The organism is Geodermatophilus chilensis, assembly GCF_002802985.1.
GTDB lineage: Bacteria > Actinomycetota > Actinomycetes > Mycobacteriales > Geodermatophilaceae > Geodermatophilus > Geodermatophilus chilensis.
In genome coordinates this window covers 1-16,045 of record NZ_NVPT01000124.1, presented here as the reverse complement: position 1 = coordinate 16,045, position 16,045 = coordinate 1, and the positions used below count along the sequence as shown (strand labels likewise).

Genomic DNA, 16,045 nt, shown 5'->3' with positions numbered 1-16,045 from the left:
ATATGAGATTCGCTCAGGTCTCTTGGCATCGTGGATGCGTTCTAGATTCTTTCCCGCAGCCGACGCGCTACGGGATCTGGCACGGTCTCGTGGGCTCGGAGATGTGTATAAGCGGCAGAGCCGGGGCGGCTCCGCCCGCGGCCGGGCCCGTCGCCCCGGCTCCGGCCGCGCCCGCGCCGTCGGTCGCACCGCCGTCCGAGCAGGCAGCCGTGGCGCCCGGCGTCCCGGCGACCGGGGCCCCCTGATGGCGGTGCAGGTCTTCACCGCCGTCACCGGCGCGGGGTGGGAGTCCGCGCTGGTGGGCGCGCTCGACCGGGCCGACCACGGCGTCACCGTCGTCCGCCGGTGCGTGGACGTCTCGGAGCTGCTGGCCGCTGCCGCCACCGGGACCGCGCAGGCCGCGCTCCTGTCGGCCGACCTGCGGCGCCTCGACGGGGACGTCGTCGCCCGGCTGGCGGCGGCCGGCGTGGCCGTCGTGGGACTGGTCGACCCGGGCGACCAGCGCGCCACCGACCGGCTCCACGCCCTGGGGATCGGTCGGGTCCTGCCGGCCGACGCCGAGCCCGAGACCATCGCCCGCGCCCTGCGAGACGCGGTGGCCGGTGGCCCACCGACCGGCCGGGACATCGCCGACCCGCGGGCCGCGCTGCCCGCCCACGGGCTGTCGGAGCCGGCACCGGATCGGTCGCCCGGCCGCGGCCGGATCGTCGCGGTCTGGGGCCCGACCGGGGCGCCCGGTCGCACCACCGTCGCCGTGGGGCTGGCCGACGAGGCCGCCCGGCTGGACGTGCCCACCCTGCTGGTCGACGCCGACGTCTACGGCGGCGTGGTGGCGCAGGTGCTCGGCCTCCTCGACGAGTCGCCCGGGTTGGCCGGCGCCGCTCGGCAGGCGGCCGCCGGCGCCCTCGACGAGGCGGCGCTCGGCCGGCTGGCCTGGGCCGTGCGCCCGCGGCTGGGCGTCCTGACCGGGCTGGCGCGCGCGGATCGCTGGCCCGAGCTGCGGCCACACGCCGTGGCCGCCGTCCTGGAGGAGGTGCGCCGCAGCGCCGAGCTCACCGTGGTCGACTGCGCCTTCAGCCTCGAGGAGGACGAGGAGCTGTCCTTCGACACCGCGGCGCCGCGGCGCAACGGCGTGACGCTCACCGTCCTGGAGGCCGCGGACACCGTCCTGTGCGTCAGCGGCGCGGACCCCGTGGCGCTGCAGCGCAGCATCCGGGCCCTCGGTGAGCTGCGCGACGTGCTGCCCGACGTCGACCCGGTCGTGGTCGTCAACCAGGTGCGGCGCGGGCCGGTGCCCGGCGATCCCCGCCGGGAGATCGGCGACGCCCTGGAGCGCTTCGCCGGCCGCGAGGTGGCCTTCTTCCTCCCGGCCGACCGACGTGCCACCGACGCCGCCCTGGCCGAGGGGCGGACGCTGGCCGAGGTCGCGCCGTCCTCCCCACTGCGCACGGAGCTGCGGGCGGTGGCCGCCGCGCTCACCGGGATGCCGGTGCCCGCGTCCGGCCGGGGACGCCGCCTGCGCCGACGCGCCGGCTGAGGCGACGGGCGCCACTCCCCGCAGGGCTGTCCGTCCAGTGCTGCCGCGTCGTAGCGTGAGCAGACCGATCGGGAGGAGACCGAAGGTGGAGCACCTGACCACCCTGGACGCGTCGTTCCTCTACCTGGAGAAGCCGGACAGCCCGATGCACGTGGCCGGCGTCCTCGTGCTCGAGCCCCCGGCGGGCGGCCTGGACGCCCTCGCCTCGCTCGTCCGGGCCCGGCTCCCGCTCGTGCCGCGCTACCGGCAGCGGGTGCTCGAGGTGCCCGGGCACCTGGCCAACCCGGTGTGGGCCGACGACCCGGACTTCGACGTCGAGTACCACGTCCGCCGGTCCGCGGTACCCCGGCCGGGGACGCAGGCCCAGCTGCTCGACCTCGTCTCCCGGGTCGTCGCCCGACCGCTGGACCGGGGGCGGCCGCTGTGGGAGGTCTACCTCGTGGAGGGCCTGGCGGAGGGCCGGGTCGCGGTCATCACCAAGACGCACCCGGCGCTGGTCGACGGGCTCGGCACGGTCGACATCGGCCAGGTCCTGCTCGACGACTCGCCGGACGCGACGGTCCCCGCGCCCGACCAGTGGCGGCCCCGCCGGCTGCCCGGCGCGCTGCAGCTCGTCGGCGAGGCCATGGCGGAGTACGTGGCGCGCCCGACCGCGGTCGTGGAGACCGCGCGGCACGCCGTCACCGACGCCCGGGCCACCGGCGCGCGACTGACCGGTGCGGCCGGGGGAGCCCTGCGGGCGGCCCGGTCGGCGCTGTTCCCTGCCCCGCACAGCCCCCTCAACGCGACCAGCGGCAGCCAGCGCCGGGTGGCGGTGGCACGGGTGGAGCTCGACGACGTCAAGCGGGTCCGCAAGGCGCACGGCGGGACGGTCAACGACGTGCTGCTGACCGTGGTCACCGGGGCGCTGCGGGACTGGCTGCTGTCGCGGGGCGAGGCGGTCCTCGGCTCGACCTCGGTGCGGGCGCTGGTGCCGGTGTCGGTGCAGGGCGAGGAGGAGGAGGCGCCGGGCAACCGGGTGTCGAGCTACCTGGTCGACCTCCCCGTCGGCGAGCCCAACCCGCGGGTGCGACTGGCGCGGCTGAGCTACGCGATGCGCGGCGTGAGCCAGCACGGCCGGTCCGTCGGCGCGGACGCACTCATCGCGCTCACCGGCTTCGCCCCGCCCACGCTGCACGCCCTCGGTGCCCGGGCGGCACGCGGCCTGTCCCGCCGGATGGCCAACCTGGTGGTCACCAACGTGCCGGGACCGCAGGTGCCCCTGTACGCCGCCGGCGCCCGCATGCTCGAGGTCTTCCCGGTGGTCCCGCTGGCGCCGGGTCAGGGGCTGTCGGTGGGCATCACCAGCTACGACGGCCGCGTCTTCTTCGGGCTGAACGCCGACCGCGACGGCGTGGGGGACGTCGACGTGCTCGCCGACCTCATCGAGCAGGAGCTCGCCGTCCTGGTCGAGACCGCGGGCTGACCCGCGGCCGGCAGGGCCACACCGGCGCCGGGATACCGTCGGGCTTCCCCCCGGCACGAAGGAGCCAGCCCGGTGCGTGTGTATCTGCCCGCCACGACGAACGTCCTGCGGACGCTCGTCGACGAGGGGCGGCTGACCGGGCCGCTCACCGCCTTCGCGATCACCCCGAACCTGCGCGACTTCTACGCCCTCAGCGACGCCGGGGCCGACGAGGAGGAGCTGGAGTACGCCGCCCTCCTCGCGGCCGCGCGGGCCAGTCTCCGGCTGATCGACGTCGACCCCGCCGCCGCCCGCCGCCGGGTCGCGCTGGCCGCCGACGTCCCCGACTCCGCGGTCGCCCCGGTCGAGGACCCGGACGCCGACCGCGGTGCCGTGCGCATCACCGGCGAGGTCGGCCTGGGCGACGTCGCCAGCGCGCACGTGGACGGCGCGGAGGCCGAGGACGACGTCCGGGCGGCGGTCGCCGTCGTGCTCGAGGCCGACCTCGGCAGCGAGGACGCCCAGTTCGTCGTCGACCAGGCCGAGGGCCACGAGCTCGCCTGGTACGCCACCCAGGAGATCGGGACGCTGCTCGAGCTGCTGTGACAGCCGGGCGGTGCGGTCGGTCACCACGTCGCACCGCAGGCTCCGCCGCCAGCCGTGGCACGGACCGGGTCCGGTGCTTCGCGGCGGGCGACCTGCATCCGCTGCGCCGCACCCGCCACCGCCAGCCAGCCCGAGCCGGGGCGCGCGGGGACCGGCGTGCGGGGGAGCCGGATGCCCAGCAGGTCGGCGTCCCCGGGACCCGGCGACAGCAGCAGGCCGCTGCGCCGCCGTCGCAGCGCGGGCACCGGCCCCCGGTAGGCGGCGGACAGCTCGGCCGCCGTCCCGGCCACCAGCAAGACGACGTCCGGCACCGACTCGGCCGCCGTGAGCGCGCCGAACACGGCGGACTCCGCCAGGTCGGCGGAGTCGTCGACGACCACGGCTCCGGGTGTCCCGCCCAGTCCGGCCAGCCACTCCTGCCAGTCGGCGAGGTCCGTGGCGTCCAGCAGGGGCGAGGCGGGGGCAGCTCCCGCCTCGGCCCGGTGCCGGTCCCGGACCACCTGCACGACCGCGACCCCCGCCGCGGTGAGGTGGCGGGCCCAGCTCTGTAGCGCCGTGGTGCGTCCGCTGCCGGGTGGCCCGACGACGAGCAGGCCGCCGGTGCGGGCCAGGTCGACGGTCAGCACACCACCCTCGTCACCACCCGGCCCGACCGGCAGCAGCAGCGGGTGTCCGCCGCCGGCCGGCACCGGCAGCGGCAGCACAGGAGCCGGAGAGAGCTCGGGGATCGACAGCGGACGCTCGCAGCGGGACGTGTCGGGCCAGGTCGTGGGCAGGGCGCGGGGCAGGACGAGCTGGCACTCCCGGGCCTCCTCGCCGACCAGTGCCCGACCGGGTGGCCGGTGCCCGGGCACGTCGCGGGCGGGGATGCCGGCGACGGCGTAGTCGGCCCGATCCGGCAGCGGCAGGACCAGCCGGGTGCCGACGGCGTTGGCCAGCCGGCCCCCCGGGACGGCGCGGTCGGCGGTGAGCAGGCAGGTCAGGCCGGCCGCCCCGCCGTCGCGGACGAGGCGCAGCAACGCCGCCGACCCCCGGCCGGGGTCGGATTCGTCGAGCTGGGTCATGACCGACTCCACGCCGTCGACGAGCAGCAACAGGTGTGCGCGTGGTCCGGTCGGCGGTGTGGCGCGACGGGCGGTCACCTCCTGCGCCAGCCGGTCCAGCAGCCGCACGGTCCGCAGGGCGTCGTCCCCGCCGACCGTGGTGCCGGTGTGCGGCAGGCCGGTCCCCGCCGCGGCCAGTCCGCCGCCGCCGTGGTCGAGCACGTGCACGTGCAGCCGGTCGGGGCCGAGCGCGGTGACCGCCTCGGCGAGCGCGGACCGCAGGAACGTCGTCCGCCCGCTGCGCGGTCCGCCGACGGCGAGCCAACCGCCGGCCCGGACCAGGTCGAGTTCCAGCGGCTCCTGCGTCTGCGCGTCCGGTCGGTCGAGGAGCCCCAGCCGCAGCCGGTGGTCCGGACCGTCCCCGGCAGGGGTGCGCAGGTCGGTGTGGCGGAGGCGGTCGGGCAGGGCGGGACGCCATGGCCGGTGCGGCCGGGGCAGTCCGGTCTCGACGGCCCGGCGTCCGAGCTCGGAGGTGAGCCGGGCCAGGTCACTGGACCCGGCCGGCACCTCCTCCACCACCGGCGCGGCGGCTGCCGGCCAGCGCCACGGCGTCACCTGCGGCTCGGTGTCCCGGACGGCCAGCGGCCCGCCGCTGACCCGTGCCGTCTGGAAGAGCACGGGCGTGCCGCCGCCGGCCCTCAGGTACCCGCGGCCGGGGACGTCGACCGGCAGGACGGCGGCGTGCGCCGAGCCCAGCACGTCGCGGGACTCGGCCTCGTCGGTGGTCCGCAGGCAGATGCGCAGCGTGCAGTTGGCCCGGATCTCGGGGGAGACGACGCCGGCGGGACGCTGGGTCGCCAGCACCAGGTGGACGCCGAGCGAACGACCCCGCTGCGCGATGCCGACGAGCCCGGACAGGAAGGCGGGCAGCTCCTCGGCCAGCCCGGCGAACTCGTCGACGATGATCACCAGACGGGCCAGCTCCACCGCGTCGGGCAGGGCGGCGAGGTCGGGGACGCCGTGGGCGGCGAGCAGGGCCGCGCGGCGGGTGAGCTCGGCGGTGAGCGATCGCAGGGCCCGGGCCGTCGTCGCGCCGTCGAGGTCGGTCAGCAGGCCGACGGTGTGCGGGAGCTCGGCCGCCTCGGCGAACGCTGCTCCGCCCTTGTAGTCGACCAGCAGGAACGAGCACCGGTCCGGCGGGTGGGCCAGGGCCAGGCCGGCGATCAGCGTCTGCAGGAACTCGGACTTGCCCGAGCCCGTGGTGCCGGCCACCAGGGCGTGCGGCCCGTGCCGGCACAGGTCGACCGACAGGTCCCCGGTCGCGGTACGGCCCAGCGTCGCGACGAGGGAGTCTCGCGCCCGCGACCAGGCGTCGACCGTGGCGGCCGTCAGGTCCAGCAGCCGCACCTGCCGGGGGAGCGCGGCGTCGGAGGCGGCCGGCGCCAGCGCGGCCAGGTCGCGCGCCAGCTGGGCGGCCACCCGACGCGGCAGCCGGTCGACGGCCGTCACCGGCTGCTCGCCCGCACCCGACCGGAGCAGGGTCGCCCGCTCACCGGTCTCGCCACCGAGCAGCAGGACGGCGTCCCCGAGCCCGGGGAGGTCCGCCGCCGTCGGCCCGCAGCCGAGGACGACGACCCGGACGGCCTGCGCGCGGCGCAGGGCGGTCAGCACGCGCGGGCCGACCGGCCGGTCGACCAGCACGGCGACCCAGCCGAGCGCGCTCTCCGCACCGCCCGTACGCCGGGACACCAGGGTCGTCAGCCACCGCAGGGTGTCCTCGTCGGAGTCGTCGGCCGAGGGAGCGGTGCGCACGTGCACCGACTCCGCGGTGAGGTGCGGCAGCCACCGCAGCCACGCCCAGTCGGCCAGCCGCTCGGGTGTGGTGAGCAGCGCCAGCGCCACCTCGCCGGGCGCGTGCAACGCCGCCAGCTGGCCCAGGACACCGTTGAGGACCCCCACGACCGGCCCACGCGGGCCGGCGACGCCCAGCCCTCCGGTGGCGGCCAGCTCGACGACGACGGGCAACCGGTCCGACGGCTCCCGACCGCGGGCGCCGTCGGGCCCCACCCGCACCACCCGGGACTCCCCGGGGCCGGTGCCGATCCGCATGGCCAGCGCGTCGGCGTCCCCCCGGCGCCGCTGCCAGAGGTCGGTGGACCGCCGGCGCGCCGCGGCGGTCAGGGCGGCCAGGTCCGGGGAGGCGGCCTCGGCCGCGCGCTCGTCGGCGCGGAGGGCGGCGACCAGCCGGTCCTCGGCCTCGGCCAGTTCCGCGGCGTGCGCGGCCCGGGCCCGTCGCGTCGTGCGTCGGCCCGACCACCGGTCGGACAGCCACGTGCCGACCGCCACCACCGGACTGAGCAGCGCGAAGAAGAGGAAGTGCGGCGCGTCGAGCGCCCAGGCCAGGGCCACGCCACCGAGCGCCGGGAGGGCCACGGCCGCCCATGCCAGCCGACGGGGCGGTGCCGCGGCCGGCGCGGCCGGCAGCGCGACCTCGACGTCCTCGCGCGGCGGGTGCAGGCGCGGCTGCGGGCGCAGCTGCAGCCGTCCACCACCCCAGGGCCGGACGGCGGCGCGGGCGCTGCCAGGACCCGTCGTCCGCAGCGTGCTGGCCCCCAACCGGAGCGGTGCTCCGGACGGCCACGGCCGCGGCTGCTCGTCGAGGGGTGCGCCGTCCAGGTCGCTGCCGTTGCTGGAACCGAGGTCGCGGACGGTGAGGTCGCCGGCGCCGACCTCGACGAGCACGTGCCGGCGGGAGATATCGGGGTCGGTCAGCCGGACGGTGGCGTCGCCGCCGCGGCCGACGACGTGCCGGCCGCGGTCCAGGGGCACCGCCGTCCCGGCGTCCGGGCCGCCCACGACGTGCAGCTCCAGCGCACTGGCCCCGACCGCGGCGCTCGGGCGGGGACCGGGCCGGCCCAGGCCCACCAGCGCCCCGTGCAGCAGCGCCGGGTCGGTCAGCGGCAGGTCGGGGTCCAGCCGGGTACTGCCGAACCAGAGCTCCGCGGACGGCAGGCCGAGCGCGGCGGCCAGCGGTGGTAGGACGGCGCCGAGCCGCTCGTCGTCACAGGCGGAGAGCGCCACGTCGAGGGCGCCGCCGGACGTGACGAGGGTCCAGCAGCGGGTGGCGGGGGAGCGGGCGGGCACGTCGCGACCCTGGCGGTCGCACCCGGCTCCGTGGGGTCCGCCTGCCCCTCTGTGGACGGCGGACGGGCCTGTGGACGACCCGGGCCGGCGCGAGGGACCGGGCACCTACCGTCCGCCCCGACCGGGAGGGACCCGGACCACGAGGAGGACACGTGAAGGTCGAGATCGCCACCCTGCAGTCCCTGGCCGGGCAGTGCCGCGCCGAGGCCGCCGAGACCACCGCCCGCCACACCACCCTGTCGGGCAGCGTGGACGCCTCGGTGCTCGAGGGGTGGACCGACAGCCAGGCCGCGGCCCGGTTCACCGAGCTCTACGAGCAGTGGCGGCTCAGCGCCCAGGGGGTCAGCGACGCGCTCACCGGCATGGGCGGTCTGCTCAGCAGCGTGGCGGCGTCCTACCAGCAGCACGAGGCGGACATGGCGGCCCGCATCGGCGCGCTGATCTGACCGGGCCCTCGTCCGACCCGGGGCCGGTGCCGGCTCAGCCCGGGGGCGCGGCCCCGGCCGGCGCGGCCCCGGCCGGGGCGACCTCGGCCGGGCGCCCGCCGCCGCTCCGGGCACGCAGCCGGCGGGTGGCGTCGGGCAGCCGCTCCCACGGCAGGATCGACAGGATCGCGACGCAGTGCGGCAGGAAGATGATCGCCACGCTGGCGTAGACGGCCAGGTGGAAGCCGAGCAGGAAGGCCACCAGCGCGACCCGCGCGCGGGTCGACCAGACGAGCAGCATCAGCGGTGCGGCAAACTCCAGCGCCAGCATCGCCCACTGGGCGCCCACCAACAGGCCGGGCGTCTCGAGGAGCCAGTCCGACAGCACGGTGCCGCGCCGCACGATCGCCCGGGCCAGCGTGGAACCCGTGGCCCAGTCCCAGCCGCCGAAGCGCATCTTGGCCCAGGCGGCCAGGAAGTAGGTCAGCATGACGGTGACGAAGACCGCCGCCATGGCCCAGCCGGCCGCTTCCGAGGAACGCTTGTCGCGCCACCGCACCCGCCCGATGGTGGGCAGCACCGCCAGCGCGACGAGGTAGGCGATCCGGTCGTGGTCCACCTTCCCGTAGCTCATCGCGATGACCATCCACTGGAAGTAGAGGAGGAACACCGCGGTGCCCAGCACGCGGGGCGCCCGGCCGGTGGCCGCCACCAGGGCGGTCCCGACGAGCGCCCACTGCACGACGGACACGACCGCCGGGGTGGGCGTCGGGAGCGGCAGCAGCTGGCCGATGGTCAGCGGCGCGTACCACTCGGTCGGGACGTCGGCGTGCGCCCGCACCCAGGCCGTGGTGAGGAAGACGTCGACCGGCACGAACAGGTAGGCGATGGTGCGGAACACCGCGATGCGCGCCAGCGGGACGGGCCGGAACCACCAGCCCGACCACTCGCGGCGGCCGGCGGGCGACGGCGCCGCGGCGGTCACGCCTGCTCCGGGGGAGGCGGTCGTGCTCACGGGGCGCCCTCCTGGTCGCTCGGCACGGCGTGGTCGACGAGCACGCTCTCGGTGACCTCGCCGGTGCGCCGACCGTCGTCGAGCGCGTGCCGCCGCTGCACCACCCGCACCGCCACCAGCGGCTCGGCGTCGGGGTGGCGGGCGGCGTAGGACCCGGCGAGCAGGCCCAGCAGCTCCGGCTCCTCGACGAGGCGGGGCAGCTGCCCCTCGAACTCCGCCCGGCGCAGGCCCACCTCGCCGCCGGAGAGCCGCACCTCGTCGCCGTCGGAGGTCACGCCCACCACGCTGGTGGAGACCACAGGGCGATCGGGGTCGGCGCGGGTCGAGTACATCCGGAACGGGCCGAACGGGAACTCGGAGTCGTTGCCCCACAGCGTGCCGCCGAGCAGCAGCGCCAGCACCACGCCGGTGGCCGCGAGCCGGACCCGCCGGCCGGTGGGGGGGAGCGTCAGGACACCGGGCTCCCCGGTGTCCGGAACACGGGGAGCCGGGGCCACGGGCGCATCGTAGGATCGGCGGCCGTCCAGATGGGTCACCGACGCGTGGTGGGCAGCTGGCCCGCCGGGCGTGGTGGGCCCGTGTCCCGCGAGCGCCCGGTGCCCCGATGTCAGCGTCGACACCATGGAGGCAGCACGTGCAGTTCGGTCGGTACTACGAGGAGTTCGAGGTCGGTGCCGTCTACAAGCACTGGCCGGGCAAGACCGTCACCGAGTACGACGACCACCTGTTCTGCCTCATCACGATGAACCACCACCCGCTGCACCTGGACACCCACTACGCGGCGGAGACCACCGACTTCGGCAAGAACGTCGTCGTCGGCAACTACGTCTACTCGCTGCTGCTCGGCATGAGCGTCCCGGACGTGTCGGGCAAGGCCATCGCCAACCTGGAGATCGAGTCGCTGCGGCACGTGGCGCCGACCTTCCACGGCGACACCATCTACGGCGAGACGACGGTGCTGGACAAGACCGAGTCGAAGTCGAAGGACGACCGCGGCGTCGTGTACGTCGAGACAATCGGCTACAAGCAGGACGGCACCGTCGTGTGCGTCTTCCGGCGCAAGGTCATGGTGCCCAAGCGGTCCTACGGCGAGGCCCGCGGCGGCGAGCAGCCCGGCCGCCCGGAGCCGAAGCCCCGCAGCTGACCGGCGGGCGTGCTGCCGACCCCGCTCAGGACGGCAGCACGCCCCAGCCGCGCAGCGTCTCCAGCAGCCGCGGCGTGCAGGTCAGCCGTGCGAGGGCGGCCGCGTCGGCGAAGGTGACGTCGTCCGCGTCGTCCCCGGCGACCGGCGTGGCCGCCGGGTCGAGCAGCGTGCAGGCCAGGTCCACGACGTCGTAGACGACGCCGGGGCCCGGGATCCGCACCCGGCCCACCTCGGCGCCGGCCCGCACCGCCAGCCCGGTCTCCTCGCGCACCTCGCGCTCGACGGCCGCGGCCACCGACTCCCCGGGCTCGACCCGGCCGCCGGGCACCGACCACAGTCCGCGCGAGGGCTCGTTCCCCCGCCGGACCAGCAGCAGCCGGCCGCGGGGGTCGAGCACCACCGCACCGACGCAGGCGACGACCGGCAGGGCGTCGTCGGCGGCGGGCGGCACGCCCCGAACGGTACGCACGGCCCCGCTGGGGCCAGCGCTTGACGAACACGTCAGGTCACAGGACGGTGATGCCCGATGACTGCCACCACGGTCTGTCCCCGCTGCGGCGAGCGCGTGGTCGTCCGCCCCGGGAACTCGGCTCAGGCCTGGTGCCACGTGCACGGCGCCGTGACGCCGCTGCACCACACCCTGCTCGTGGCGCACGACGCCATCGCCGCGGTCACCGCCGACGCCCGGGTGCCCGCCTGGGTGCCCGACCCGATGCCGCCGGGCTGGACGGTCACCGGCCTGGCGTGGGGCGGGGAGCCCGGCGCCCGCGCGATCGTCGTCGACTGCGCCGGGCCGGCGCCGCTGGGCGGCTCGGCCGAGCTGGTGCTCGTCGCCGAGGAGCCGGGCACCGGCGTCGGCTGCGGGTACGCCGGGCTGCCCGGCCTCGACCCCGGCGACGTCATATCCGGCCCCTCGTCGGCTGACGTCGAGGCCGCCGGGCAGCGTGCGCCGCTGTGGGCGGTGCCCACCTCCGACGACCGGGCCGCCTTCGTGGGGGAGGCCTTCGGCGTCTGGTTGTGGCTGGTCATGTGGCCGATGTCGGCCGCGTGGCTGCTCGCCGAGCGGCTCCAGTTGCTCGACCTGCGCGAGCGTCTCTACCCCGACCTGCCGCTGGGCCCGCCCAGCGAGCACCTGCTCCCGGGACCGTGACGGACCGGACCGGGTCGACCCGCATCCCCGGCGGCGTGTCCCGGGGAGGGAGCCCTGCGGCGTGTGTTACCCATGGGGCTCGCCATGTGGACGGCCCCGTCCGCGCGCCCACCCGACTGCCACCGCGGAGGTGACGGTGAAGAAGGTCCTCACCTGGTTGGCACTCGCCTTCGTCGTCTTCTACGTCATCTCGGCGCCCGAGAGCTCCGCCGACTTCGTCCGCTCCGCCGGCCAAGCCCTCGGCGACGCGGCGTCCTCGCTGGCCTCGTTCTTCGAGTCCCTCGCCTAGGCCGGCGTGGGCGGCCCGGCGACACCTGCCCCCGACGGCCGCCGGCCGCGGTGGAGCAAGGACGCCGACAAGTACCTGCTCCCGCACGAGAAGCCGCCCGTCGTCGCCACCCGCCGGCACTGGGCGGTGCTCGCGGTCCCCGTGACGAAGGCGGTCCCGGCGCTGGCCGTCGGACTCTGGCTGCTGACGCTCGACCCGGAGAACCGGCTGCCGACCACCGCCGGCTTCCTCGTGCTCGTCGGCGCGCTGGGCCACCTCACGCTGCGGGTCAGCGAGTGGTGGATGCGGCACTTCATCGTCACCAACCGCCGGGTGCTGCTGACCAGCGGCATCATCGTCCGGACCGTGGCCCTGCTGCCGCTGCGCCGGATCACCGACCTGACGTACAAGGAGACGCTGTTCGGCCAGCTGCTCGGCTACGGCACCTTCCGCTTCGAGTCGGCCGGCCAGCAGCAGGCGCTCTCCGAGATCACCTACCTGCCGCGGGCGGACGTGCTCTACCGCGACGTGAGCGACCTGCTGTTCGGCAGCAACGGCGCCGACAGAGGGGACGACGAGGGCCAGGCCGAGCCGTCGCCGCGGCAGTCCGGCCCGCCGCTGCCCCCACCGCCGGACCGTCCCGCGCCGGACGGCTCCGCTCCCGGCGCACCGGGCGACGGACGGCGGGACACCGAGCCGATCCCGCCGTTGCCGCCGCGGCGTCCACGCTCCCCACGGGTGGCCGGGCGACGGGTGCGGCAGGCTGGGCGCTGATGCGCATCGACCTGCACACCCACTCGTCGGTGTCCGACGGCACCGACAGCCCCGCCGAGCTGCTCGCCGCCGGCCGGGCCGCGGGCCTGGACGTCGTCGCGCTCACCGACCACGACACCACCGCCGGCTGGGCCGAGGCCGAGCGCTCCCGCCCCGACGGGCTGACCGTCGTCCCCGGGATGGAGCTGTCCTGCCGCTGGTTCCCGGCCGGGGCGCCGCCGATCAGCGTGCACCTGCTGGCCTACCTCTTCGACCCCGAGCACCCGGCCCTCAGCGCGGAGCGGGCGCGGCTGCGCCAGGAGCGGCTCGGCCGCGGCGAACGGATCGTCGCCGCGCTCGCCGACGCCGGGCACCCGGTCGTCTGGGACGAGATCGTCGAGCGCGCCGGCGGCGGGGTGGTGGGCCGGCCGCACGTGGCCCGCGCCCTGGTCGAGGCGGGCGTCGTCGAGTCCGTCGACCACGCCTTCGCCACGCTGCTGCACCACCGCAGCCCCTTCTACGTCGCCAAGGCCGACACCGACGTGCTCGACGGCATCGCCCTGGTGCGCGCGGCCGGCGGGGTGCCGGTGTTCGCCCACGGCCTGGCCACCCGGCGCGGCCGGGTGGTGGGCGACGAGGCGATCGCGGCGATGGCGGAGGCCGGGTTGCTCGGCCTGGAGGTCGACCACCCCGACCACGACCCGGACGAGCGCGCCCACATGCGGGGGCTGGCCGGCGAGCTCCGGCTGCTGGTCACCGGCTCCAGCGACTACCACGGCAGCAACAAGACGACGCCGATCGCGGCCTGCACCACCGCGCCCGACCAGTACGAGGCGCTGCTGGCCGCCGGCACGGGGGCCACGCCGTTCCCCGGGACCGTCGGCACCCCCGGTTAGCGTGGCCGGCATGGGAGGCGCACAGCTGGAGATGCCGGGCATGCCGCGGCGGCTGTTCCCGGCGACGCCGAGCAAGCTGGCCGCCTTCAGCGACTGCCCGCGCCGCTACCGGCACGCCTACGTCGACCGGCCCACCCCGGCCAAGGGCCCGGCGTGGGCGCACAACAGCGTCGGCTCGGCGGTGCACGCCGCGCTGCGTTCCTGGTGGGAGCTGCCACTGCCCCAGCGCACCCCGGCCGCGGCGCGCCAGCTGCTGTACGGGGTCTGGTCGACCGCCGGCTTCCGCGACGCCGAGCAGTCCGAGCGGTGGCGGGCCCGGGCTGCGGGCTGGCTCACCGACTACGTGACCGGCCTCGACCCGGCCGACGAGCCGGTCGGCACCGAGCGGCAGGTGGCCGCCACCACCGAGCGGCTGGCGCTGTCCGGCCGGGTCGACCGGATCGACCAGCGCGGCGACGAGCTGGTGATCGTGGACTACAAGACCGGGCGCTCGGTCTCCACCGACGACGAGGCCCGCGGCTCACCCGCGCTGGCCGCCTACGTGCTCGGTGTGCGCCGGACGCTCCGCCGGCCGTGCAGCCGGGTCGAGCTGCACCACCTGCCGTCGGGCACGGTGGCCGCGTTCGAGCACACCGACCGGTCGCTGGCCAACCACGTCCGGCGGGCCGAGGACGTCGCCGCCGACATCGCCGCGGCCACCGCGGCCGTCGACGGCGGGGAGGACCCGGACGTCGCCTTCCCCGCGGTCCCCGGCCGGCAGTGCGGCTGGTGCGACTTCCGGCCCAGCTGCGCGGTCGGGCGGGCGGCCACCCCGTCGCGGGAGACCTGGAGCTTCCTGCCCGAGGAGACGCCCGCCGACTGATCCGCGGCGGCGCCGTCCCGGGTCCCGCCGGCCCCGTCCCGAGCCTGGAGGGGTGGGGGTCCTCCTTCAACCGGCGGCGCCGCGCAGGGCGAGGGAGACCGCGAGGGACACCATGACGACGGCGATGGCCGCGTCGAGCACCCGCCAGGCGGCCGGCCGGGCGAACACCGGGCGCAGCAGCCGCGCCCCGTAGCCCAGCCCGGTGAACCACACGGCGCTGCCGAGCACGGCGCCGCCGGCGAACCACCACCGCTCGTCGTCCCAGGTGCTGGCCAGCGAGCCGAGCAACACCACGGTGTCCAGGTAGACGTGCGGGTTGAGCCACGTGAGCGCCAGGCAGGTGGTCACGGTGACGAGCAGTCCGGCCCGGCGTCCGGCCTCCTCGGTGACCAGCGCGGCCGGGCGCAACGCACGCCGGGCGGCCATCGCCCCGTAGACCAGCAGGAAGGCCGCACCGGCGAGGCAGACCACGGTCAGCAGCTCCGGCACCCGGGTCACCAGCGCCCCGGCGCCGACCGTGCCGGCGGCGATGAGCGCGACGTCGGAGACCAGGCAGACGCCGACGACGGCTGCGACGTGCTCGGCGCGCAGCCCCTGGCGGAGCACGAAGGCGTTCTGTGCGCCGATCGCCACGATGAGCGACAGGCCGAGGCCGAGGCCGGCGGCAGCGGCGACCAGAGGAGGAGGCACGCCGGGACGGTAGACAGGCCCCGACCGACAGTGCTGCTTGCTTTCCTTCCGCACCTGAAGTGGATCTGATGGAGGGATGGAGCTCGACCTGGCCCAGTTGCGGGCCCTGGAGGCGACCGTCGCCGCAGGTTCGCTGGACGGCGCCGCCCAGGCGCTGCACATCACCCCGAGCGCCGTCAGTCAACGGCTCAAGGCGCTCGAGACGGCGACCGGCCGGGTGCTGCTGGTGCGCAGCAGGCCGGTGCGGGTCACCGAGTCCGGTCAGGCGGTGCTGCGCCTGGCCCGGCAGGTGGCGGTGCTCACCGCCGACCTGACCCGGCAGCTGGTCGGGGACGAGGCGCGGGGACCGGTCGTCCTGCCGATCGCGGTCAACGCCGACTCGCTGGCCACGTGGGTGCTGCCCGCGCTGGCACCCCTGGCCGGCGACCTCGCCTTCGACCTGCACCGCGAGGACCAGGAGCGCACCGCCGCGCTGCTGCGCGACGGCCGGGTGATGGCCGCGATCACGGCGGACGCCCAGCCGGTGCCGGGGTGCACCGTCTCCCGGCTGGGGAGCGTCCGCTACCGGCCGATGGCCACCGCCGCCTTCGTCGAGCGGTGGTTCCCCGACGGCGTCACCGAGGAGACGCTCGCCCGCGCACCGGTCGTGGTCTTCGACCGCACCGACGACCTGCAGTACAGCTACCTGCGAGCCCGCGGGGTCGACACCGACAGGCCCCCGGTGCACCACGTCCCCGCGTCCGCGGACTACGTGACCGCGGTGCGGCTCGGGTTCGGCTGGGGCATGGTCCCGCGCCAGCAGGAGCCGCCCGGGGAGCTGGTCGACCTCGACCCCGGTGGTGCGGTCGACGTCGTCCTGTACTGGCAGCAGTGGAAGCTGCGCTCCCCGTCGCTGGACCGGGTCGCCGAGGCGGTCCGGTCCACGGCACGGCGGGAGCTGGACCAGGCGCCGGGGCCGCCGCCGTCCGGCTAGGAGCCTGCTGAACAACCTCGGCGTGTCTGCCCGGTGCGAGCGGGGAGCGCGAGAACGATTTGGGTCGTGCAGGGCACTTCCCAGCCTCAGCATGT

At 76.6% G+C, this 16,045-nt stretch carries 16 protein-coding genes; 11 read left to right on the top strand and 5 right to left on the bottom strand.

Going from position 1 to position 16,045, the window contains the following annotated elements; genetic code table 11:
• Positions 1 to 103: 103 nt before the first annotated feature.
• From CNO22_RS29760 to CNO22_RS19025, 3 genes are all read left to right on the top strand, one after another.
• Positions 104 to 1,537: an AAA family ATPase gene (locus CNO22_RS29760; RefSeq protein WP_269799610.1), complete on the top strand. Its 1,434-nt coding sequence runs from the start codon at positions 104 to 106 to the stop codon at positions 1,535 to 1,537.
• An 85-nt stretch (positions 1,538 to 1,622) separates the two neighbouring features.
• Complete coding sequence (locus CNO22_RS19030; protein WP_100500849.1) at positions 1,623 to 3,002, top strand: WS/DGAT/MGAT family O-acyltransferase; 1,380 nt, start codon at positions 1,623 to 1,625, stop codon at positions 3,000 to 3,002.
• A gap of 78 nt (positions 3,003 to 3,080) precedes the next feature.
• A complete protein-coding gene (locus CNO22_RS19025; protein WP_232807171.1) occupies positions 3,081 to 3,587 on the top strand; it encodes a DUF6912 family protein in 507 nt (168 codons plus the stop codon).
• A gap of 20 nt (positions 3,588 to 3,607) precedes the next feature.
• Here the strand turns inward: CNO22_RS19025 and CNO22_RS19020 are convergent, their stop codons facing one another.
• Positions 3,608 to 7,774 carry an FtsK/SpoIIIE domain-containing protein gene (locus tag CNO22_RS19020; protein ID WP_198588439.1) on the bottom strand — a complete coding sequence of 1,389 codons (4,167 nt, stop codon included), beginning with the start codon at positions 7,772 to 7,774 and terminating at the stop codon, positions 3,608 to 3,610.
• A gap of 152 nt (positions 7,775 to 7,926) precedes the next feature.
• Between CNO22_RS19020 and CNO22_RS19015 the strand changes: the two genes are divergently transcribed.
• A complete protein-coding gene (locus CNO22_RS19015) occupies positions 7,927 to 8,220 on the top strand; it encodes a WXG100 family type VII secretion target (RefSeq protein WP_100500846.1) in 294 nt (97 codons plus the stop codon).
• 34 nt (positions 8,221 to 8,254) lie between these two features.
• On the opposite strand, the gene CNO22_RS19010 is transcribed toward CNO22_RS19015, so the two are convergent.
• Together CNO22_RS19010 and CNO22_RS19005 are read right to left on the bottom strand one after the other, a co-directional pair.
• Positions 8,255 to 9,214: an HTTM domain-containing protein gene (locus tag CNO22_RS19010; RefSeq protein ID WP_100500845.1), complete on the bottom strand. Its 960-nt coding sequence runs from the start codon at positions 9,212 to 9,214 to the stop codon at positions 8,255 to 8,257.
• Entirely contained in the window at positions 9,211 to 9,711 is a 501-nt protein-coding gene (locus tag CNO22_RS19005; RefSeq protein WP_232807170.1) for a hypothetical protein, read from the bottom strand. Before CNO22_RS19005 ends, CNO22_RS19010 begins: the two co-directional genes overlap by 4 nt.
• Before the next feature lie 137 nt (positions 9,712 to 9,848).
• Here CNO22_RS19005 and CNO22_RS19000 point away from each other — a divergent pair, with 137 nt between their 5' ends.
• Positions 9,849 to 10,358 carry a MaoC family dehydratase gene (locus CNO22_RS19000; protein ID WP_100500843.1) on the top strand — a complete coding sequence of 170 codons (510 nt, stop codon included), beginning with the start codon at positions 9,849 to 9,851 and terminating at the stop codon, positions 10,356 to 10,358.
• Between the two features lie 25 nt (positions 10,359 to 10,383).
• On the opposite strand, the gene CNO22_RS18995 is transcribed toward CNO22_RS19000, so the two are convergent.
• On the bottom strand, positions 10,384 to 10,809 hold the full coding sequence (locus tag CNO22_RS18995; protein ID WP_232807169.1) for an NUDIX hydrolase: 426 nt from the start codon (positions 10,807 to 10,809) through the stop codon (positions 10,384 to 10,386).
• A 75-nt stretch (positions 10,810 to 10,884) separates the two neighbouring features.
• Here CNO22_RS18995 and CNO22_RS18990 point away from each other — a divergent pair, with 75 nt between their 5' ends.
• The 5 genes from CNO22_RS18990 to CNO22_RS18975 all read left to right on the top strand — a co-directional run bounded on the left by CNO22_RS18990 (position 10,885) and on the right by CNO22_RS18975 (position 14,287).
• A complete protein-coding gene (locus CNO22_RS18990) occupies positions 10,885 to 11,508 on the top strand; it encodes a DUF6758 family protein (protein WP_100500841.1) in 624 nt (207 codons plus the stop codon).
• Between the two features lie 136 nt (positions 11,509 to 11,644).
• Positions 11,645 to 11,797, top strand: a complete 153-nt coding sequence (locus CNO22_RS28470) for a hypothetical protein (RefSeq protein ID WP_198588438.1) — start codon at positions 11,645 to 11,647, stop codon at positions 11,795 to 11,797.
• Positions 11,798 to 11,803: 6 nt separating this feature from the next.
• Positions 11,804 to 12,550: a PH domain-containing protein gene (locus CNO22_RS18985; RefSeq protein WP_100500840.1), complete on the top strand. Its 747-nt coding sequence runs from the start codon at positions 11,804 to 11,806 to the stop codon at positions 12,548 to 12,550.
• The gene (locus tag CNO22_RS18980) at positions 12,550 to 13,425 is read left to right on the top strand and encodes a PHP domain-containing protein (RefSeq protein WP_100500839.1); all 876 of its coding nucleotides are present in this window, start codon (positions 12,550 to 12,552) and stop codon (positions 13,423 to 13,425) included. Before CNO22_RS18985 ends, CNO22_RS18980 begins: the two co-directional genes overlap by 1 nt.
• A gap of 10 nt (positions 13,426 to 13,435) precedes the next feature.
• A complete protein-coding gene (locus tag CNO22_RS18975) occupies positions 13,436 to 14,287 on the top strand; it encodes a RecB family exonuclease (RefSeq protein WP_100500851.1) in 852 nt (283 codons plus the stop codon).
• 66 nt (positions 14,288 to 14,353) lie between these two features.
• Here CNO22_RS18975 and CNO22_RS18970 read toward each other — a convergent pair whose 3' ends face one another.
• Entirely contained in the window at positions 14,354 to 14,977 is a 624-nt protein-coding gene (locus tag CNO22_RS18970) for a LysE/ArgO family amino acid transporter (protein ID WP_100500838.1), read from the bottom strand.
• 76 nt (positions 14,978 to 15,053) lie between these two features.
• Between CNO22_RS18970 and CNO22_RS18965 the strand changes: the two genes are divergently transcribed.
• Entirely contained in the window at positions 15,054 to 15,950 is an 897-nt protein-coding gene (locus tag CNO22_RS18965; RefSeq protein WP_100500837.1) for a LysR family transcriptional regulator ArgP, read from the top strand.
• The last annotated feature ends 95 nt before the right edge of the window (positions 15,951 to 16,045 follow it).

Excerpts from the sequence above, each read along its gene's own strand:
- CNO22_RS18990 (WP_100500841.1), top strand. The coding sequence starts at position 10,885 with ATGACTGCCACCACGGTCTGTCCCCGCTGCGGCGAGCGCGTGGTCGTC.
- CNO22_RS18980 (WP_100500839.1), top strand. The coding sequence starts at position 12,550 with ATGCGCATCGACCTGCACACCCACTCGTCGGTGTCCGACGGCACCGAC.
- CNO22_RS18975 (WP_100500851.1), top strand. The coding sequence starts at position 13,436 with ATGGGAGGCGCACAGCTGGAGATGCCGGGCATGCCGCGGCGGCTGTTC.
- CNO22_RS18965 (WP_100500837.1), top strand. The coding sequence starts at position 15,054 with ATGGAGCTCGACCTGGCCCAGTTGCGGGCCCTGGAGGCGACCGTCGCC.